This window comes from Bradyrhizobium sp. Leo114, assembly GCF_055229415.2.
In genome coordinates, this window is sequence record NZ_JBUYEN020000057.1 from 1 (window position 1) to 12,885 (window position 12,885).

The window sequence follows — 12,885 nt, forward strand, 5'->3', positions numbered from 1 at the left end:
GCTTCGCCAAATCCAACCCGATGGTGCTAATCTGTTTCATGGAACGGTTCCTCCTTGTGGCGTTCGAATAACGACCACGTTTTAGCACGATGATGCTGTCGGAGCGGGCCGTTCCACCACATCAATCTGGGTGGGAAGCACTGTCATCCTGATTGCCGCGCGGCACGGAGCGCTTCGGCAAGCGCGCCCTGTCGCTCGATGACGACATCGTTCGGCGTTGGGGAGGATTTCCGGCGAGGCGAAGCGGGCGGGCCGCCATGCTCCGCCTGTGATCGACACGATGCTCGCCGCAACCGCGATGGAGCACGATCTCTATCTGGTCACACGCAACGTGAAGGACACGAAGCCATCTGGCGCGATGGTGTTCGATCCGTGGAACGAGGATGCACAGATGTTTCCTTGAGTCCGCGTGCCGGACGGTAGAAATTCACCGCCCCTTGCAAATCGGCATCGGCCCTTGCGCTGGTGCCGGATGATCCTTCTTGTATTGAGCCAGGATCGGCTCGTGGGTTTCCTTTGGCCAAAATTTTGGAGCGCGGGATTTCGTTCAGACAGGAAGCGTTCCAATATAGTCCCTGGCCGGATAGCGACCGGCCGGCCGCAACCGCTCGCGCGACGGCTTCGATGTCGGCAGAGTTAGGATAGATGTAAAGCGTTGTCGGATTATCCTTCACCATCGCGATGATTAGGTCGGCGTCCGATGGCGACCAACTGGTGCAGCCGTTGCTGCGGCCGCCAGCGTAATCCTCCAGTGTTCCAAACGGAACGTAACCGTCGTGGTTTGCGTACGGACTGCGTGGGTCCTTTCGAAGACAGACGTTCCTCAACAACTCGGCCGGATGCCCGCCGATCTCGCGCTCTCGGGCATTTGCGGTCTCGCCCTCGCCATCAAACTGAACAAACGAGCGTATCAGAACTGCGTCTTGTTTCGCCGAAACACGGTAGTAGCCTTTGAACGACGTCTTCGTCTCGCCGGTTACATAGGCCCCGCCGGCCGTCAGTCTCGAATCCATGGCGTTGCTGAAGTTCTTCGCGCAGCGTCTTCCGTTTGCGAAATCCGCGACGCCTTTCACATCGCGACCGCCGCCGTGACCGGCCGAAATTGCACGAAACAATCGCTCGGATTCGCAGATAACATAGAACCGACGCCCCAATTTGCCTTCGTCTAAATCGTTGGGACGCGTCGCGTCCATGGCGAAGTAGCAAGGATTCTTCACCGCGCCTTGGTTCACTTTTTGCTGGTAAAGCGCACGCGCCCTCTGCAAGACCAGTTCTGTGATTTGATGTTCGCCTTCGCCGACATGTGCCCTCAGCCAAGCTGGAACTCCCGACGGTTGCTGCGCGGCAAAAGACCGCGGCAACGCCAATAAGGCGATGATGACGATGGCACGACTGAAGATATTGACGATAGTCAGAAGAACGGATTTTAACCGCACCAGATCAATTCTCCTGTCGAAGCATTTTGCATGCTAGTTCAAGCGTCGCGGCGTGTTCAACCGTTGGGGCAGGGTCACCCGCCCGGACAAGCACGTCAGTTCCCAAGAGCGCTCGCGATCGTCCTGATATTGTGCCTGACCATCTCGATGTAGTTCGGAGCCTCGCCATTCTCGCTCGTCAGGCTATCCGAATAAAGCGTTCCGCCGATGGCTGCGCCGGTTTCGGAGGCAATCTGGCGCATCAGTCTGGGGTCGCTCACGTTCTCCAAAAACACCGCCGGAATCTTCTCTTTCTTGATCTGCGTGATGATGGTTGCGATATCCCGCGCGCTCGGCTCGGTTTCGGTCGAAACGCCCTCCGGCGCTACGAACGTGAGGTCGTAGGCAGCGGCAAAATAACCAAAGGCATCGTGGGTTGAAATCACCTTGCGCCGCTCTTGGGGGATCGGCGCCAGCGCCTCGCGAACCTCGTGGTCGAGTGCCTCCAGCTTGGTCAGATAGGCCGATGCATTGGCCCTGTACGTCGCAGCGTTGGCGGGATTGGCGGCGATCATGGCGTCACGGATATTGGTGATATAGATCTCGGCGTTCGCAACGGATTGCCAGGCGTGCGGGTCGACTGCCCCCGCGCCGCGATCACGACTCAGTATCTCGCCGGCAGCGACCTTGCGCAACATGATGCCATGGGCAGCGACGAAGGTGGTCGCGGTGCTGCCAGATGATTCCACAAGCCGCGGTAACCAACCCTCCAGTCCGAGGCCATTGACGATGACAAGTCTGGCGCTCCTGATCGCCTCCGCATCGGCGGTCGGCGGCGTGTAGACATGGACGTCACCGTTGGGACCGACCAGCGTTGTGACGTCGACCCCATCACCGCCAACGTTCCTGGCAAAATCACCGAGGATCGAAAACGTCGCCACGACCTTTAGCTTTGTTGCGCCCTGTTGCGCAGAAGCTGGCAAGCTCACCGAGGCTAGTGTAAGGCCAACAAAAATCAGCAGCCGAAACCGTCGAAAGCAGGCCTGCTGCCACGGCATAGAGATGTCGTGTGGCGAACGACGGGTCAATCGAAATGAAATCGCCGTCGAGCGTCCGCGTGTCTGCTCTCAGCCGCCAGAACGGTTGTCCCGCATCTGCCAAGCCCAAGTCTTTCCCTTTGCATCTCCTCCTATTACCTGTAATGTTATAACATTACAATACGGTTTCGCGGCGGCGTTTCGCATCACGTTGCTGAGTGGAAAATGGCCCCATGCCCGATGCTGCACCCCGGCTTCCCGTCACCGTTCTGACCGGTTATCTCGGCTCCGGGAAGACGACGCTGCTCAACCGCATCCTCTCGGAAGCGCACGGCAAGCGATATGCCGTGATCGTGAACGAGTTCGGAGAGGTCGGTATCGACAACGATCTCATCGTCGACGCCGACGAAGAGATTTTCGAAATGAACAACGGTTGTATTTGCTGCACGGTTCGGGGCGACCTCATCCGGATCATCGCAGGGCTGATGCGGCGCAGCCGAGCCTTCGACGGCATTGTCATCGAGACGACAGGGCTCGCAGATCCGGCACCGGTGGCGCAGACGTTCTTCGTCGACGAGGACGTCCGCCGCAAGACGAAGCTCGACGCCATCATCACCGTCGCGGATGCCAGGCATCTCCTCGAACAGATAGACCGCGCGCCGGAAGCGCAGGAGCAACTCGCGTTCGCCGACGTCGTTCTCGTCAACAAGGTTGATCTTCTCGATGTGGACGGGCTCGCAATAGTCGAACGTCGTATCCGAAACATCAACCCATATGCGAAGATTCACAGAACGGAGCGCTGTGGTATCGAGCTCGCCCAGATACTGGGGCAAGACGCCTTCAATCTCGAGCGCATCCTCGAAGTCGAGCCCGGATTCCTCACCGAGGAACACGAGCACGAACACGACGACGGGATCGGCAGCCTGTCCCTGGTCGCAGACCGACCGATGAAGCCCAACAGGTTCATGTCCTGGATTCAGGATGTCACCCAACGCTTTGGTCCGGACATCCTACGCATGAAGGGCATCGCATCGATGGAGGATGACGATCGGCAATTTGTCGTTCAGAGCGTGCACATGCTCGTTGAAGGCGGAAGTCGGCGTCCCTGGAAGGCCCAGGAAACGCGCGAGACACGGCTCGTTTTCATCGGGCGCGACCTGCCAAAGGACCTGCTAAGGCAGGGCTTTGAGGCTTGCTGTGCCTGACAGTGCGCTGATGGGTGAGATCGTAGGATTTGTTCCAAAATCCGAGCTCGAGCGGCTTCGCCTCATTCGCGAAGCGCGCGCGATCTATGACAGCATCTTTCCACCAACCGATGCGGTCGGTGAGCGACCGCATGACGGAGCCGGCAAAGGTGATGCAACCGAACTCAAAGAACCCGCTCCCTCGAAAGGAAACGTCCGGCTGACGGGGCGCTCCTAGCCGCTCGATCGCCATATTTTTCTCGTCCAGTGCGGGGAGATCGCAAATGAAAGGGCGGCCATTGCGCGCGTTCGGCTGATGGCGGTCGAGGCCCAGACGTCGGAAGGGAACGGCTCTTTGGCAGCGGCGACAATGATGATGGCAGGGGCCTTCGCGCGATGCGGAGCCTATCTCGCGCTGGCGGCGCTGATGCTGCAGCTCGCGCTGTCTTTCGCCCACGTCCACACGCATGATCTCGCCTTTTCAGGGGGCGACCGCCCCGATGTCGTGAGCCTCAGGCACGCCAGGTCGACACAGCACGCCGTAACGCAGCTGCCGTCGCGGCTGGCCGATGACGACGACCACTGCCCGATCTGCTTCTCGGGTTTCCTGCTGTCGAACTCTTCGCCACCGGATGCGCCCGCAGATTCGCATCCGCTGCGATTCACCGCGATTGATCGTGCGTTCAATCCGGTTTCCTATCGGATGTTTCAGGCACGTCACGCGGCGTTCCTATCGCGCGCGCCCCCCGCCGCCTGACGTCTTGCTGCCAATTCAAGTCTTCCCGCAGCACAAGTCTTGCGTGGCCCGACGCAAGATGCATGCGTCACCTGACTCCAAACGCATTTGAGACCATCGCTCCCGCTTCTTGCGGAAGCCGTCAGCATCCGATTCGGCGGATAGACCATGACCAGACGCACCTGTTGCTACTGCGCGATCTTTCTCTTGTGGTTGTCCGTCAGCCGCGCACAGGCGCATCCCCATGTCTGGGTCACGTTCCATAGCGAAATCCTCTACGCCGCCGATGGCATCATGACGGGTATCCGCCACGCCTAGACCTTCGATGACATGTTTTCAGCCTATGCCCTTCAGAGCATCTCGCATGCGAAAAAGGGCCAATACACGCGCGAGGAACTGGCCTCGCTCGCCCAAACCAACGTGGATTCGCTCAAGGAATATGACTATTTCACTTACGCCCGTGCCGACGGCAAGAAGCTGAAATTCACTGACCGGAGCGACTACTGCCTCGATTACAAGAACGCTGCCCTTACTGCATTTCACTCTGCCTTTGAAAGCGCCTGCCGTCGCAAAGGCCATGCAGATCGAGATCTACGACCCCTCGACCTTCGTGGATTTCGAGTTCGCCAAGGACAAGCCGGTTTCCTTAAGCGGCGCGCCGCAATGCCTCGTGACCTACGATCTGCCGCACCAGCCAACGCCGGCTGAGCAGGCGCGGCTCGGCCAGCTCGACAGCGTCCCGCTCGACCCCTCCAGCACCTATGGAGAAATTTTCGCCAACAAGATCCTGGTGAAGTGCCCATGACCAGATCGCGTGCTGTCGCCCTGACCACCCTGGCGACGATCCTCGTCGCCTGCACGACCGGTATCCTGTCGGCATCGAGCGCGCCGTTTGGCGCGCCGCATACTGCTGTGCCCATGCCCGGCGTGACGGGCTGGGTTTTTGCCGAACAAGCCGCCTTCTACCGTTCGCTGTCGACCTTCATCCGGGCCGCCAAGGAGGATGGGGCCGCGATGTGGGAATTATTCGGCATCTCCTTCGTGTATGGCGTTTTTCATGCTGTTGGTCCAGGACACGGCAAGGCGGTGATCTCCTCCTACCTCGTCGCCAGCGAGGAGACCTGGCGCCGCGGTGTTGTGCTGTCCTTTGTGTCTGCAGCCATCCAGTCTGTCGTTGCCATCATCGTCGTAGCCATCGCCGCCGTTCTGCTTGGCGCAACCGCAAAAGCGATCGGATTAACCGTCCATCTGGTCGAGATCACGAGTTATGCTCTCGTCATCCTTATCGGCCTCAGGCTTCTTTATGTCAAAGGCCGTGGCTTCCTGATCGGCTGCCGCGAACTGAGCTGGCATCGGACGCCCGATCTGGCTTTTGCGTCGGTTCCGGCTGCCAAGAGTCTAAGCGCTACGACCTTCCGATTGTCCGAGCGGCCGCCTGGCGCCACGGCGATGCGGGGCGGGCAATGCCAGGTCGAGGGATGCGCCGCTCACGAACACGCCTTCCGGTGCCACGACGATCATGAGCATCATGAATCGGCCTGTGGGCCACGTCCATGGGCCCGAGCCGGCGGCGCTCGCCGGCGCAGGCGGCTGGCGGCGAGGGCTCGCCGCGGTGGTCGCGGTCGGTTTAAGACCCTGCTCCGGTGCGATCATCGTCCTTATCTTCGCGCTGGCTCAGGACCTGTTCTGGACCGGTGTGGGCGCAACGCTGATCATGGGCTTGGGTACGGCTGCGACGGTAGCGGCAATCGCAACCCTCGCGGCCAGCGCGCGCGAGGTCGCCAGTCGCATAGCGAAAACGCGGGTAGGACCCGGCATGCTCGCGATGCGCGCGATCGAAGTCGGCGCCGCGGCGCTCATCGTCGTCCTCGGGGCCCTGTTGCTGGCCGGCTACATGGCCAGCGAGCAACTCTGGATGTTCACCGGGTAGGCCTGACGCCATCATTCAAATCGGACGAGCCGACCTGTCATGGCAATTTGTGGCGTTCGCTTTGGTACCAGCCGATCGTCCGCTGCGGTCGGATGCCCGGGGAGGTGAAGCGGACGAGCGGCCATACCAGTCATCGATGCGATCCTCGCCGAGACCGCGATCGGACGCGGTCTTTGTCTCGTGACGCGCAACGTGAAGGACACGAGGCCGGCGGCAGCGATGGTGTTCGATCCGTGAAACGACGATGCAGAGAAGTTTCCGCTGAGCCCACGTTCCGGGCGGTCGCGATAAAAATTCGCAATTCAGCGATTCGGCTCATCACGCACGCGATTCTTTCAGCGGCGCTAACGATTTGGCGCGTCTCTCCCCGGTGCGAACGACGCGCACAAAAGATAGCCTTACGCGGCGGCACTACGATTCGGATGTGTCGTTGATTTCGACCAGCGCAGGACGCAATGGCGCAAGCGGCGCACAGACTGGAACTGGCGGAGATCGAGCGACATCGCGTGATGCCGCACAACATCGAGGCCGAACAGGCGCTGCTCGGGGCGATCCTGATCAACAATGCTGCGTTTTATCATGTGTCCGATTTCGTGAGACCGGACCACTTCTTCGAACCGCTTCACGGCACGATCTACGAGATCGCAAGCGGGTTGATCAGTGCGAACAAGACCGTCACCCCGATCACTATCAAGACTTTCCTTCCCGCCGATCTGGATATCGCAGGGTTGTCGCCATCGCAATATCTCGCCCGCCTCGCTGCGGAAGCGACCACGATCATCAACGCGGCCGACTACGGGCGCACGATTTATGATCTCGCGCTTCGGCGCGAGATCATCAATGTCGCAGACGACATGCGCAATGCAGCCTTCGACGCGGCCATCGATTGCGCGGCGGCAGAGCTGATCGAACGGGCAGAGCAACGTCTCTATGATGTCGCCGAGACCGGACGTTTCGGCGGAGGGTTCGAGACCTTCGACTCGGCGCTCTCCCATGCCATCGACCGCGCGGCGCAAGCGTATCAGAGCGACGGTAACCTCTCGGGCTTGCCGACCGGACTCAGGGACCTCGATGCGAAGATGGGCGGCTTGCAGCCGTCCGATCTCATCATCATTGCTGGTCGGCCGGGCATGGGTAAGACGGCGCTTGCGACCAATGTCGCCTACAATGTCGCAAGTTCATATCAGCCTGCGGCGGCAGACGACGGCTCGCGGAAGGCTGCTGCCGGCGGGATCGTGGCGTTCTTCTCGCTCGAGATGTCGTCGGAGCAACTCGCCACGCGCGTCATATCCGAGCAAGCCGAGGTGTCGTCATCGAGCATCCGCCGCGGCGCCATCGATGAACGGGAGTTCGAGCGGCTTGTCGGCCGCCGCAACGCGATGCGCCGAATCCCGCTCTATGTCGACCAGACCGGCGGCTTGAGTGTTGGCCAATTGGCTGCGCGCGCAAGGCGTTTGAAGCGGCAGCGCGGGCTCGATCTCATCGTGATCGACTATCTTCAACTGATGCAAGGCCGGACACAGCGCGCTGCGCAGAACCGTGTCCAGGAGCTCACCGAGATCACGACCGGCCTGAAGGCGTTGGCCAAGGAGCTCAACGTGCCCACCATCGCACTCTCCCAACTCTCCCGCCTGGTCGAGAACCGGGAGGAGAAACGGCCGCAACTGTCTGACCTGCGGGAATCGGGCTCGATCGAGCAGGATGCGGACGTCGTGCTGTTCGTGTTTCGTGAAGAGTATTACCTGCCAGGAGCCGAGGCCGGACACTGAAGAACATCTGAATTGGGAGGCTGATTTTGCGGCCGCGCACGGCAAGGCCGAGATCATTATCGGTAAATAGCGTCACGGGCCTACGGGCGCGGTGATGCTGTCGTTCCAGGGCGAGTTCACGCGCTTCTCAGATCTGGCGGATGATCGGGGCTGAACGATCGGCGCAAGAGAGAGCAACATGGCAAAGGCCGCTCGTTCGGAGCGGCCTTCGTGCGTGTCGACGACGAGATGATCGGCGGGGCCGAAGCCCCGCCTGCGGCGCTCAGCCGAACGCCGCCATCTGGAGTTCGGCCGCCTTGCGATCGACGGTCTGCCCGGGGTTCTCGATCGGCCGTTCGAAGGGCTTCCAGGCTTCACCGACGACCTGTTCGTAGGCTGCAACAGTGCCTTCAGCCGCCATCCGCAGCGCGTGCGACTGGATGGCCATGTCGGCGGCGAATTCGCGCTTACGCTGCGCGGTGCTGTCGAAGCCGACCGGACCGTCGAGGTCCACATCACGAGCGTCATTGGCGGCCTTCGCCGTAGCGTCGCGGGCTTCCGTCACCGCGCGGCTGTAGAACTGACCCGCTCCGTGGGCGGAGCCGACATAGGCGCCGACGATCCGCTGGAGATGGATCTGCATCGCACGCTCGCCAAGGCCATCGCTGAGGCTCGCGGCCGTCTCGACGATCAGGCGCTCATGGAGATCGCGGATGCCATCGCTGTCGAGAACGGGAAGGCCGAAGCTCTCGGAGATGAGGGTGGCCTGGGTGGCGTCGGGGCAGGCGAGCCTGACCATTTCGAGAGTGGTGCTTTTACGAAGCTGGACGACCTTGGCGGGCTGGCGGGGAGTGCGAGCAGTCTTGGTCATGGGAACATCCTTTCCTTCGGTTTCTCCCTGAAGGCTTGGGCCGGCTCCTGCCGGTCCTCCCTTCGGGTGCGATCGAGAAAAACCGGCGGAAAGACGGGCGCTTCAGGGTCCGGGGCTGCCGGATCGAGCGGAGCGGGTTTGCGGACAAGCAGGGCTTGCAGCCCTCGCGCGGGACGCGGACACGCTTTGCCGAGATCGGCAGTCCCGGCCGCAACGCGGCGCGATAGCGGCCTTGAAGCGCCCGGCCGCCGGTTTACGAGCGCGACAAACCCGAGGGGAGATCCGGCGGGCCGGAACGATGAAGAGAAAACGGGCAAGGATCGCAATGACCTACCGCGAACTCATGCGTCACCCGAGATCGAGAACGACGGGCCAACTTCCTTGATGTCAGGCGATTGCGACTGTGCGCGTCCAGACCTCCGGCCGCCAGAGCCTGATGAGCTCCTCGATCTCGGCGCGGTAGGCCTCCAGATATTTGCGCGACTGGAGAATCGGCGAGGCGGTGCACGACCATTGCCATGGCGATATCGCGATCCGCAGCGAAGACGTTGGACAGGTCGAATCCGCCGAGGCTATCAGCGTCTCACCAGGCAAGGGATGAAGTTCCGACGGTCACGACTGGCCGGTGTTGCTCCTGGCAGTGCGGAGCCGTCGTTCGAACGCCGCGCGGGCGTTGTCATTCATGGTCGCGGTGCCCACGGCTGCGCGATCGCACAGCAAGGCCGGGCCGACTGCACTGGCCGCGAGCATCGAGCCGGTCGGAGAGGAGGCCGCTGCGAGCACAGTACGCCGCGATCGCGGCATCCTGCTGCACGAGCTTGCGGGACAGTGCGTCGATCTCCGGCCGGCGTTCCGCCGTGATTGCCGAAAGATGCGAACGATACCGCTCGAGGAAGGCACTCGGGTCCGGCGCCCTGCCGGCAGGTTTCAGCTTCAGCTGCAGGATCAGCGCCGTCATCCGCCGCGTGATCTGGCGGTCGATCGAATCGAGCTGGCGCTGAATCTCCCGCCGCGCCTCCCGCATGCGGTGAAGGGGCGCCAGGCGATCCGGGGATAGGCTCATGTGACCCTCCCGATCTGCCAGCCGACGAAGTCCGATGGCCCGCCATAGACTTGGTGCCGGCTCGGGTCGATCACGAAGCCAAAGCGTTTGACCTCGTAGTCGGAGGATGGAACGAGGAAGCGCCGCTCCTCCGTTCCAGCTCCGCGCCTGCCGCCGGGCGTTGCAACGCACTCCACGAAGCCTTCGAAGCGACTTGAGGTGATCGCCGAAATCACGATCCAGTCGTTGGCATGCGTCAGCTCAAAACTGCGGCGATCCTTCTCATAGGACTCTCCCGGCGCGAGCACGGTGCCGAAGATCGTCTCCCAGGCGTCCGGCCATGAATCCTTGATCGTGCGTTCGGCGCAGCGGCGCTCGAACGCCGTGAAGAGATGCGGAAAGGTGATCGCAACGATCGCCCATTCCGAATCTTCCTCATACCAGCCGCCCGTCGATCGCAGCGTGGGATGGACCTTGCGGTTTTCCTCGGCCGAAAGCTTGAAGCCTCCATGTCCGGCCGTCGAGTGTCGTTCGACGCCTTCGGCATAGACGGTCGCGCCCTGCGAGGCGCCCCAGGGCGTGTGGGCACGCGAATACACCTCGACGCGGCCGAGCATCTTACGCTCGCGCTGGTGCTCGGCGTTTTCGAGCACGGCGGCGCGGAATGCCGCCTCGTCGGCAAGCACGCCGGAATGGCCGTAGAAGTCGCCGCGCGTCCATTCGCCCATGGGGCGGGAGATGCGCCGGGCCGTGACGAGATAAAGCCGACCGTCGCGGCGGGGCGCCATCGCGAAGGCCGATTCGCCGACAAGTGCGACGAGAAGGCCGTCAGCGCCGCGGCCGAAAGTGACTGCGGGGAATTCAGGCACGGTTTGGTTCTGGCGTGTGGGAGATGACGCATTCATGCTGCGGTCCTGTCCCTCGGTGACATGTGCGGACATCGTGTCCTCCGGTTTTGCGGATGTGTGGAAACAGAACCGCCGCCGGCTTGGCCGGCGGCGGCAGTCGTTCGGAAGAAGAAGGTAGGGACCTATTCGGCCGCCTCCCTGAACGTAGCGGCGTCACCGTCAGCGAGTTCATCGCGGATGCCGTCGACGTCCTCATCCGTCTCATCGGCGTCGTCCGCAGCGCTCGCGTTGGACGACAGCCATTCGGAAAGCTTCGTCGGGTCCGGTGCGAAGAGCGCCGCGGAGTGGACGAAGCGACCCTCCTTGAAGTGCTCGGCGAGCGCAGCGCGGGTGTCCTTCGCGCGCTGGCGCGGCAGGACCGGCGTGTCCTTGCACGACGCCTCGAGCGCGGGGCGCGACAGGCACGAGAGAAAGTCCTCGGTGCCCATGTTGGGCAAGAACTCGTCCGCGCCGATGGTCGCGCCGGCGATACGGGCGACGATGCCGCTGTTGGTGGCGTTCTCGCGGCACGAGAACACATCGATGAGCATGGCGCGGGCTGAGATGCGCAGCGTGTCCATGTCGAAGGCGAGCTTGCCGTCACCGTCGAACAGCCCCGCCGTGTGCTTCGCCAGGCGGCTATGGCCGTTATGGAAACCGACGCTTCCCGTCGTGACGGAGACGTTCTGACCGAAGGCAAGGATCAGCAGCGCCATCAGCGTGTCGTCCTCGACCGGCGCACGGCCGAGGGCTTCGCGCAGCGCGTCCGTGCGGTAGTCGCCCATCATCTCGATGCCTTTGCGCGTCACATCGGGACGAGGTTTCGAGACTACGCCGACATCGTCCGGAGCGCTGACCGCGTCCGGCGCAGCCTTGCCCTTCGACTTCTTCGCTTCGGACATGCGGTAATGCACCGTCTGCACGCGGCCCTCGCGGTCGAGATACATTGCGGTGCAATCGGACTTCGTCGGCTTGCCGTGGACCCGTTCGGCCTTCGCCGGCAGCTTCACCTCTCCCCAGTTCGTGGTCTCAGCGATGACGCCCTTCTTCGGCAGGTTGTTCGCCATCCACTCATGCTGCGCGCCGAGATAGGCCTCGACATTAGTGGTGTAGCGGCTGTCCTCGTCGGCCGGAGCAAACAGGTCCTCGACCCACTGAATTCCGTACGCCCGCGTGAGATCGTCACCGAAGCTGGCGTGCCGTGCATACATGTGCGTCTTCTGGAGGCCTTGCGCGACGCTCCACCAGGACACCTGCGGGTCCGCCTTGGATGGCTTATGCTTCTTCCAGACCTCCTTCTGCTCGTCGAGCGAGGCGGCGGCGATAGTACGAAGCTGCTGCTCGTTCGGCATGTCGCCCCTGGCCATGTGGTCGAGCATGGCGGGCAGTACGTTCGCGAGCAGGCGCAGCTTCCTGATCTGACGCACGGGAAGCGCAAGCGCGACGCCGATCGCCTCCTCGGTCCAGCCAAGCGCCACGAGGCGCTCGATCGCCCGCCACTGGTCGACCGGGTTGAGCGGTTCGAAGGCGATGTTCTCGACCATCGAGCGCATGGCGCCATTGTCGTTCGCCGCCTCGTCGACGATGACGTCGATCTCGTCAAGACCAGCAGCAATCGCTTGTTTCACGCGGCGATGCCCGGCATAGATGATGTAGGCGTTGCTGCCGCCGGCCTCTGACGTGATGACGGGCGGCTGCACGATGCCGACAGCCTTGATCGTCGCCAGCAGCAGCGCGTCGGCCTGCGGCGTGGATTTCGTCTGACGCAGGCGGTCGGGGTTTTCCTTCAGCGCGCGCGGATCGACCTTGATGAGACGCATGGGAATGCTCCTTTTTGGGGTTGCAGACCGGCTCGGCCGGCCTTTCTCGTCTTCTTTCCGAAGACATCCCCTGGCCCCGCGGAGCGGGCGGGCCGGTGCAACTGCGGCCGAGCATCCCTGCCCGGCAGGACCAGCAGGGCCAAAGCCCTGCGCAGGACGACGGGCCGGGATCGCGCAGGCGGCGGTTGAGCTTCAGCGCCAGCGACCCGCCCGGT

Annotated in this window: 11 protein-coding genes and 4 pseudogenes; 8 read left to right on the top strand and 7 right to left on the bottom strand. The window is 62.4% G+C overall.

Features of this window, described 5'->3' with window-relative positions; genetic code table 11:
- Positions 1 to 280: 280 nt before the first annotated feature.
- Positions 281 to 403, top strand: a complete 123-nt coding sequence (locus ACZIRK_RS38610; RefSeq protein ID WP_283813350.1) for a PIN domain-containing protein — start codon at positions 281 to 283, stop codon at positions 401 to 403.
- Between the two features lie 24 nt (positions 404 to 427).
- On the opposite strand, the pseudogene ACZIRK_RS38615 reads toward ACZIRK_RS38610, so the two are convergent.
- Both ACZIRK_RS38615 and ACZIRK_RS38620 read right to left on the bottom strand, forming a co-directional pair.
- Positions 428 to 1,436 (bottom strand): annotated as a pseudogene (locus ACZIRK_RS38615) (murein L,D-transpeptidase catalytic domain family protein).
- A gap of 95 nt (positions 1,437 to 1,531) precedes the next feature.
- Complete coding sequence (locus ACZIRK_RS38620) at positions 1,532 to 2,473, bottom strand: metal ABC transporter substrate-binding protein (protein ID WP_130231400.1); 942 nt, start codon at positions 2,471 to 2,473, stop codon at positions 1,532 to 1,534.
- A 212-nt stretch (positions 2,474 to 2,685) separates the two neighbouring features.
- Between ACZIRK_RS38620 and ACZIRK_RS38625 the strand changes: the two genes are divergently transcribed.
- The 7 genes and pseudogenes from ACZIRK_RS38625 (at position 2,686) to ACZIRK_RS38655 (ending at position 8,225) form a co-directional block, all read left to right on the top strand.
- Complete coding sequence (locus tag ACZIRK_RS38625) at positions 2,686 to 3,657, top strand: CobW family GTP-binding protein (RefSeq protein WP_130231398.1); 972 nt, start codon at positions 2,686 to 2,688, stop codon at positions 3,655 to 3,657.
- A 10-nt stretch (positions 3,658 to 3,667) separates the two neighbouring features.
- Positions 3,668 to 3,874, top strand: a complete 207-nt coding sequence (locus ACZIRK_RS38630) for a hypothetical protein (RefSeq protein WP_130581344.1) — start codon at positions 3,668 to 3,670, stop codon at positions 3,872 to 3,874.
- 78 nt (positions 3,875 to 3,952) lie between these two features.
- Positions 3,953 to 4,393 (top strand): hypothetical protein, encoded by a 441-nt coding sequence (locus tag ACZIRK_RS38635; protein ID WP_130231394.1) that lies wholly within the window; start codon positions 3,953 to 3,955, stop codon positions 4,391 to 4,393.
- A gap of 147 nt (positions 4,394 to 4,540) precedes the next feature.
- Positions 4,541 to 5,177: pseudogene (locus ACZIRK_RS38640) on the top strand (DUF1007 family protein).
- Positions 5,178 to 5,386: 209 nt separating this feature from the next.
- Positions 5,387 to 5,635 (top strand): annotated as a pseudogene (locus tag ACZIRK_RS38645) (HoxN/HupN/NixA family nickel/cobalt transporter); the annotation flags it as partial.
- Between the two features lie 265 nt (positions 5,636 to 5,900).
- Complete coding sequence (locus ACZIRK_RS38650) at positions 5,901 to 6,302, top strand: HoxN/HupN/NixA family nickel/cobalt transporter (RefSeq protein WP_349644902.1); 402 nt, start codon at positions 5,901 to 5,903, stop codon at positions 6,300 to 6,302.
- Positions 6,303 to 6,757: 455 nt separating this feature from the next.
- A pseudogene (locus ACZIRK_RS38655) lies at positions 6,758 to 8,225 on the top strand (replicative DNA helicase).
- Positions 8,226 to 8,333: 108 nt separating this feature from the next.
- Here ACZIRK_RS38655 and ACZIRK_RS38660 read toward each other — a convergent pair.
- From ACZIRK_RS38660 to ACZIRK_RS38680, 5 genes are all read right to left on the bottom strand, one after another.
- Positions 8,334 to 8,921, bottom strand: a complete 588-nt coding sequence (locus ACZIRK_RS38660; RefSeq protein ID WP_130228686.1) for a hypothetical protein — start codon at positions 8,919 to 8,921, stop codon at positions 8,334 to 8,336.
- A gap of 387 nt (positions 8,922 to 9,308) precedes the next feature.
- Positions 9,309 to 9,515 carry a hypothetical protein gene (locus ACZIRK_RS38665; RefSeq protein ID WP_165421328.1) on the bottom strand — a complete coding sequence of 69 codons (207 nt, stop codon included), beginning with the start codon at positions 9,513 to 9,515 and terminating at the stop codon, positions 9,309 to 9,311.
- Between the two features lie 82 nt (positions 9,516 to 9,597).
- On the bottom strand, positions 9,598 to 9,945 hold the full coding sequence (locus ACZIRK_RS38670) for a hypothetical protein (protein ID WP_349645111.1): 348 nt from the start codon (positions 9,943 to 9,945) through the stop codon (positions 9,598 to 9,600).
- 35 nt (positions 9,946 to 9,980) lie between these two features.
- A complete protein-coding gene (locus ACZIRK_RS38675) occupies positions 9,981 to 10,868 on the bottom strand; it encodes a DUF7007 domain-containing protein (protein ID WP_130228688.1) in 888 nt (295 codons plus the stop codon).
- A gap of 125 nt (positions 10,869 to 10,993) precedes the next feature.
- The gene (locus tag ACZIRK_RS38680) at positions 10,994 to 12,670 is read right to left on the bottom strand and encodes a ParB N-terminal domain-containing protein (protein WP_130228685.1); all 1,677 of its coding nucleotides are present in this window, start codon (positions 12,668 to 12,670) and stop codon (positions 10,994 to 10,996) included.
- Positions 12,671 to 12,885 lie beyond the last annotated feature (215 nt).

What these genes read in the sequence shown, in the direction of transcription:
- ACZIRK_RS38610 (WP_283813350.1), top strand. Translation starts at nt 281, where the DNA reads ATGCTCGCCGCAACCGCGATGGAGCACGATCTCTATCTGGTCACACGC.
- ACZIRK_RS38620 (WP_130231400.1), bottom strand. Translation starts at nt 2,473, where the DNA reads ATGCCGTGGCAGCAGGCCTGCTTTCGACGGTTTCGGCTGCTGATTTTT.
- ACZIRK_RS38625 (WP_130231398.1), top strand. Translation starts at nt 2,686, where the DNA reads ATGCCCGATGCTGCACCCCGGCTTCCCGTCACCGTTCTGACCGGTTAT.
- ACZIRK_RS38630 (WP_130581344.1), top strand. Translation starts at nt 3,668, where the DNA reads ATGGGTGAGATCGTAGGATTTGTTCCAAAATCCGAGCTCGAGCGGCTT.
- ACZIRK_RS38635 (WP_130231394.1), top strand. Translation starts at nt 3,953, where the DNA reads ATGGCGGTCGAGGCCCAGACGTCGGAAGGGAACGGCTCTTTGGCAGCG.
- ACZIRK_RS38650 (WP_349644902.1), top strand. Translation starts at nt 5,901, where the DNA reads ATGAATCGGCCTGTGGGCCACGTCCATGGGCCCGAGCCGGCGGCGCTC.
- ACZIRK_RS38660 (WP_130228686.1), bottom strand. Translation starts at nt 8,921, where the DNA reads ATGACCAAGACTGCTCGCACTCCCCGCCAGCCCGCCAAGGTCGTCCAG.
- ACZIRK_RS38670 (WP_349645111.1), bottom strand. Translation starts at nt 9,945, where the DNA reads ATGCGGGAGGCGCGGCGGGAGATTCAGCGCCAGCTCGATTCGATCGAC.
- ACZIRK_RS38675 (WP_130228688.1), bottom strand. Translation starts at nt 10,868, where the DNA reads ATGAATGCGTCATCTCCCACACGCCAGAACCAAACCGTGCCTGAATTC.
- ACZIRK_RS38680 (WP_130228685.1), bottom strand. Translation starts at nt 12,670, where the DNA reads ATGCGTCTCATCAAGGTCGATCCGCGCGCGCTGAAGGAAAACCCCGAC.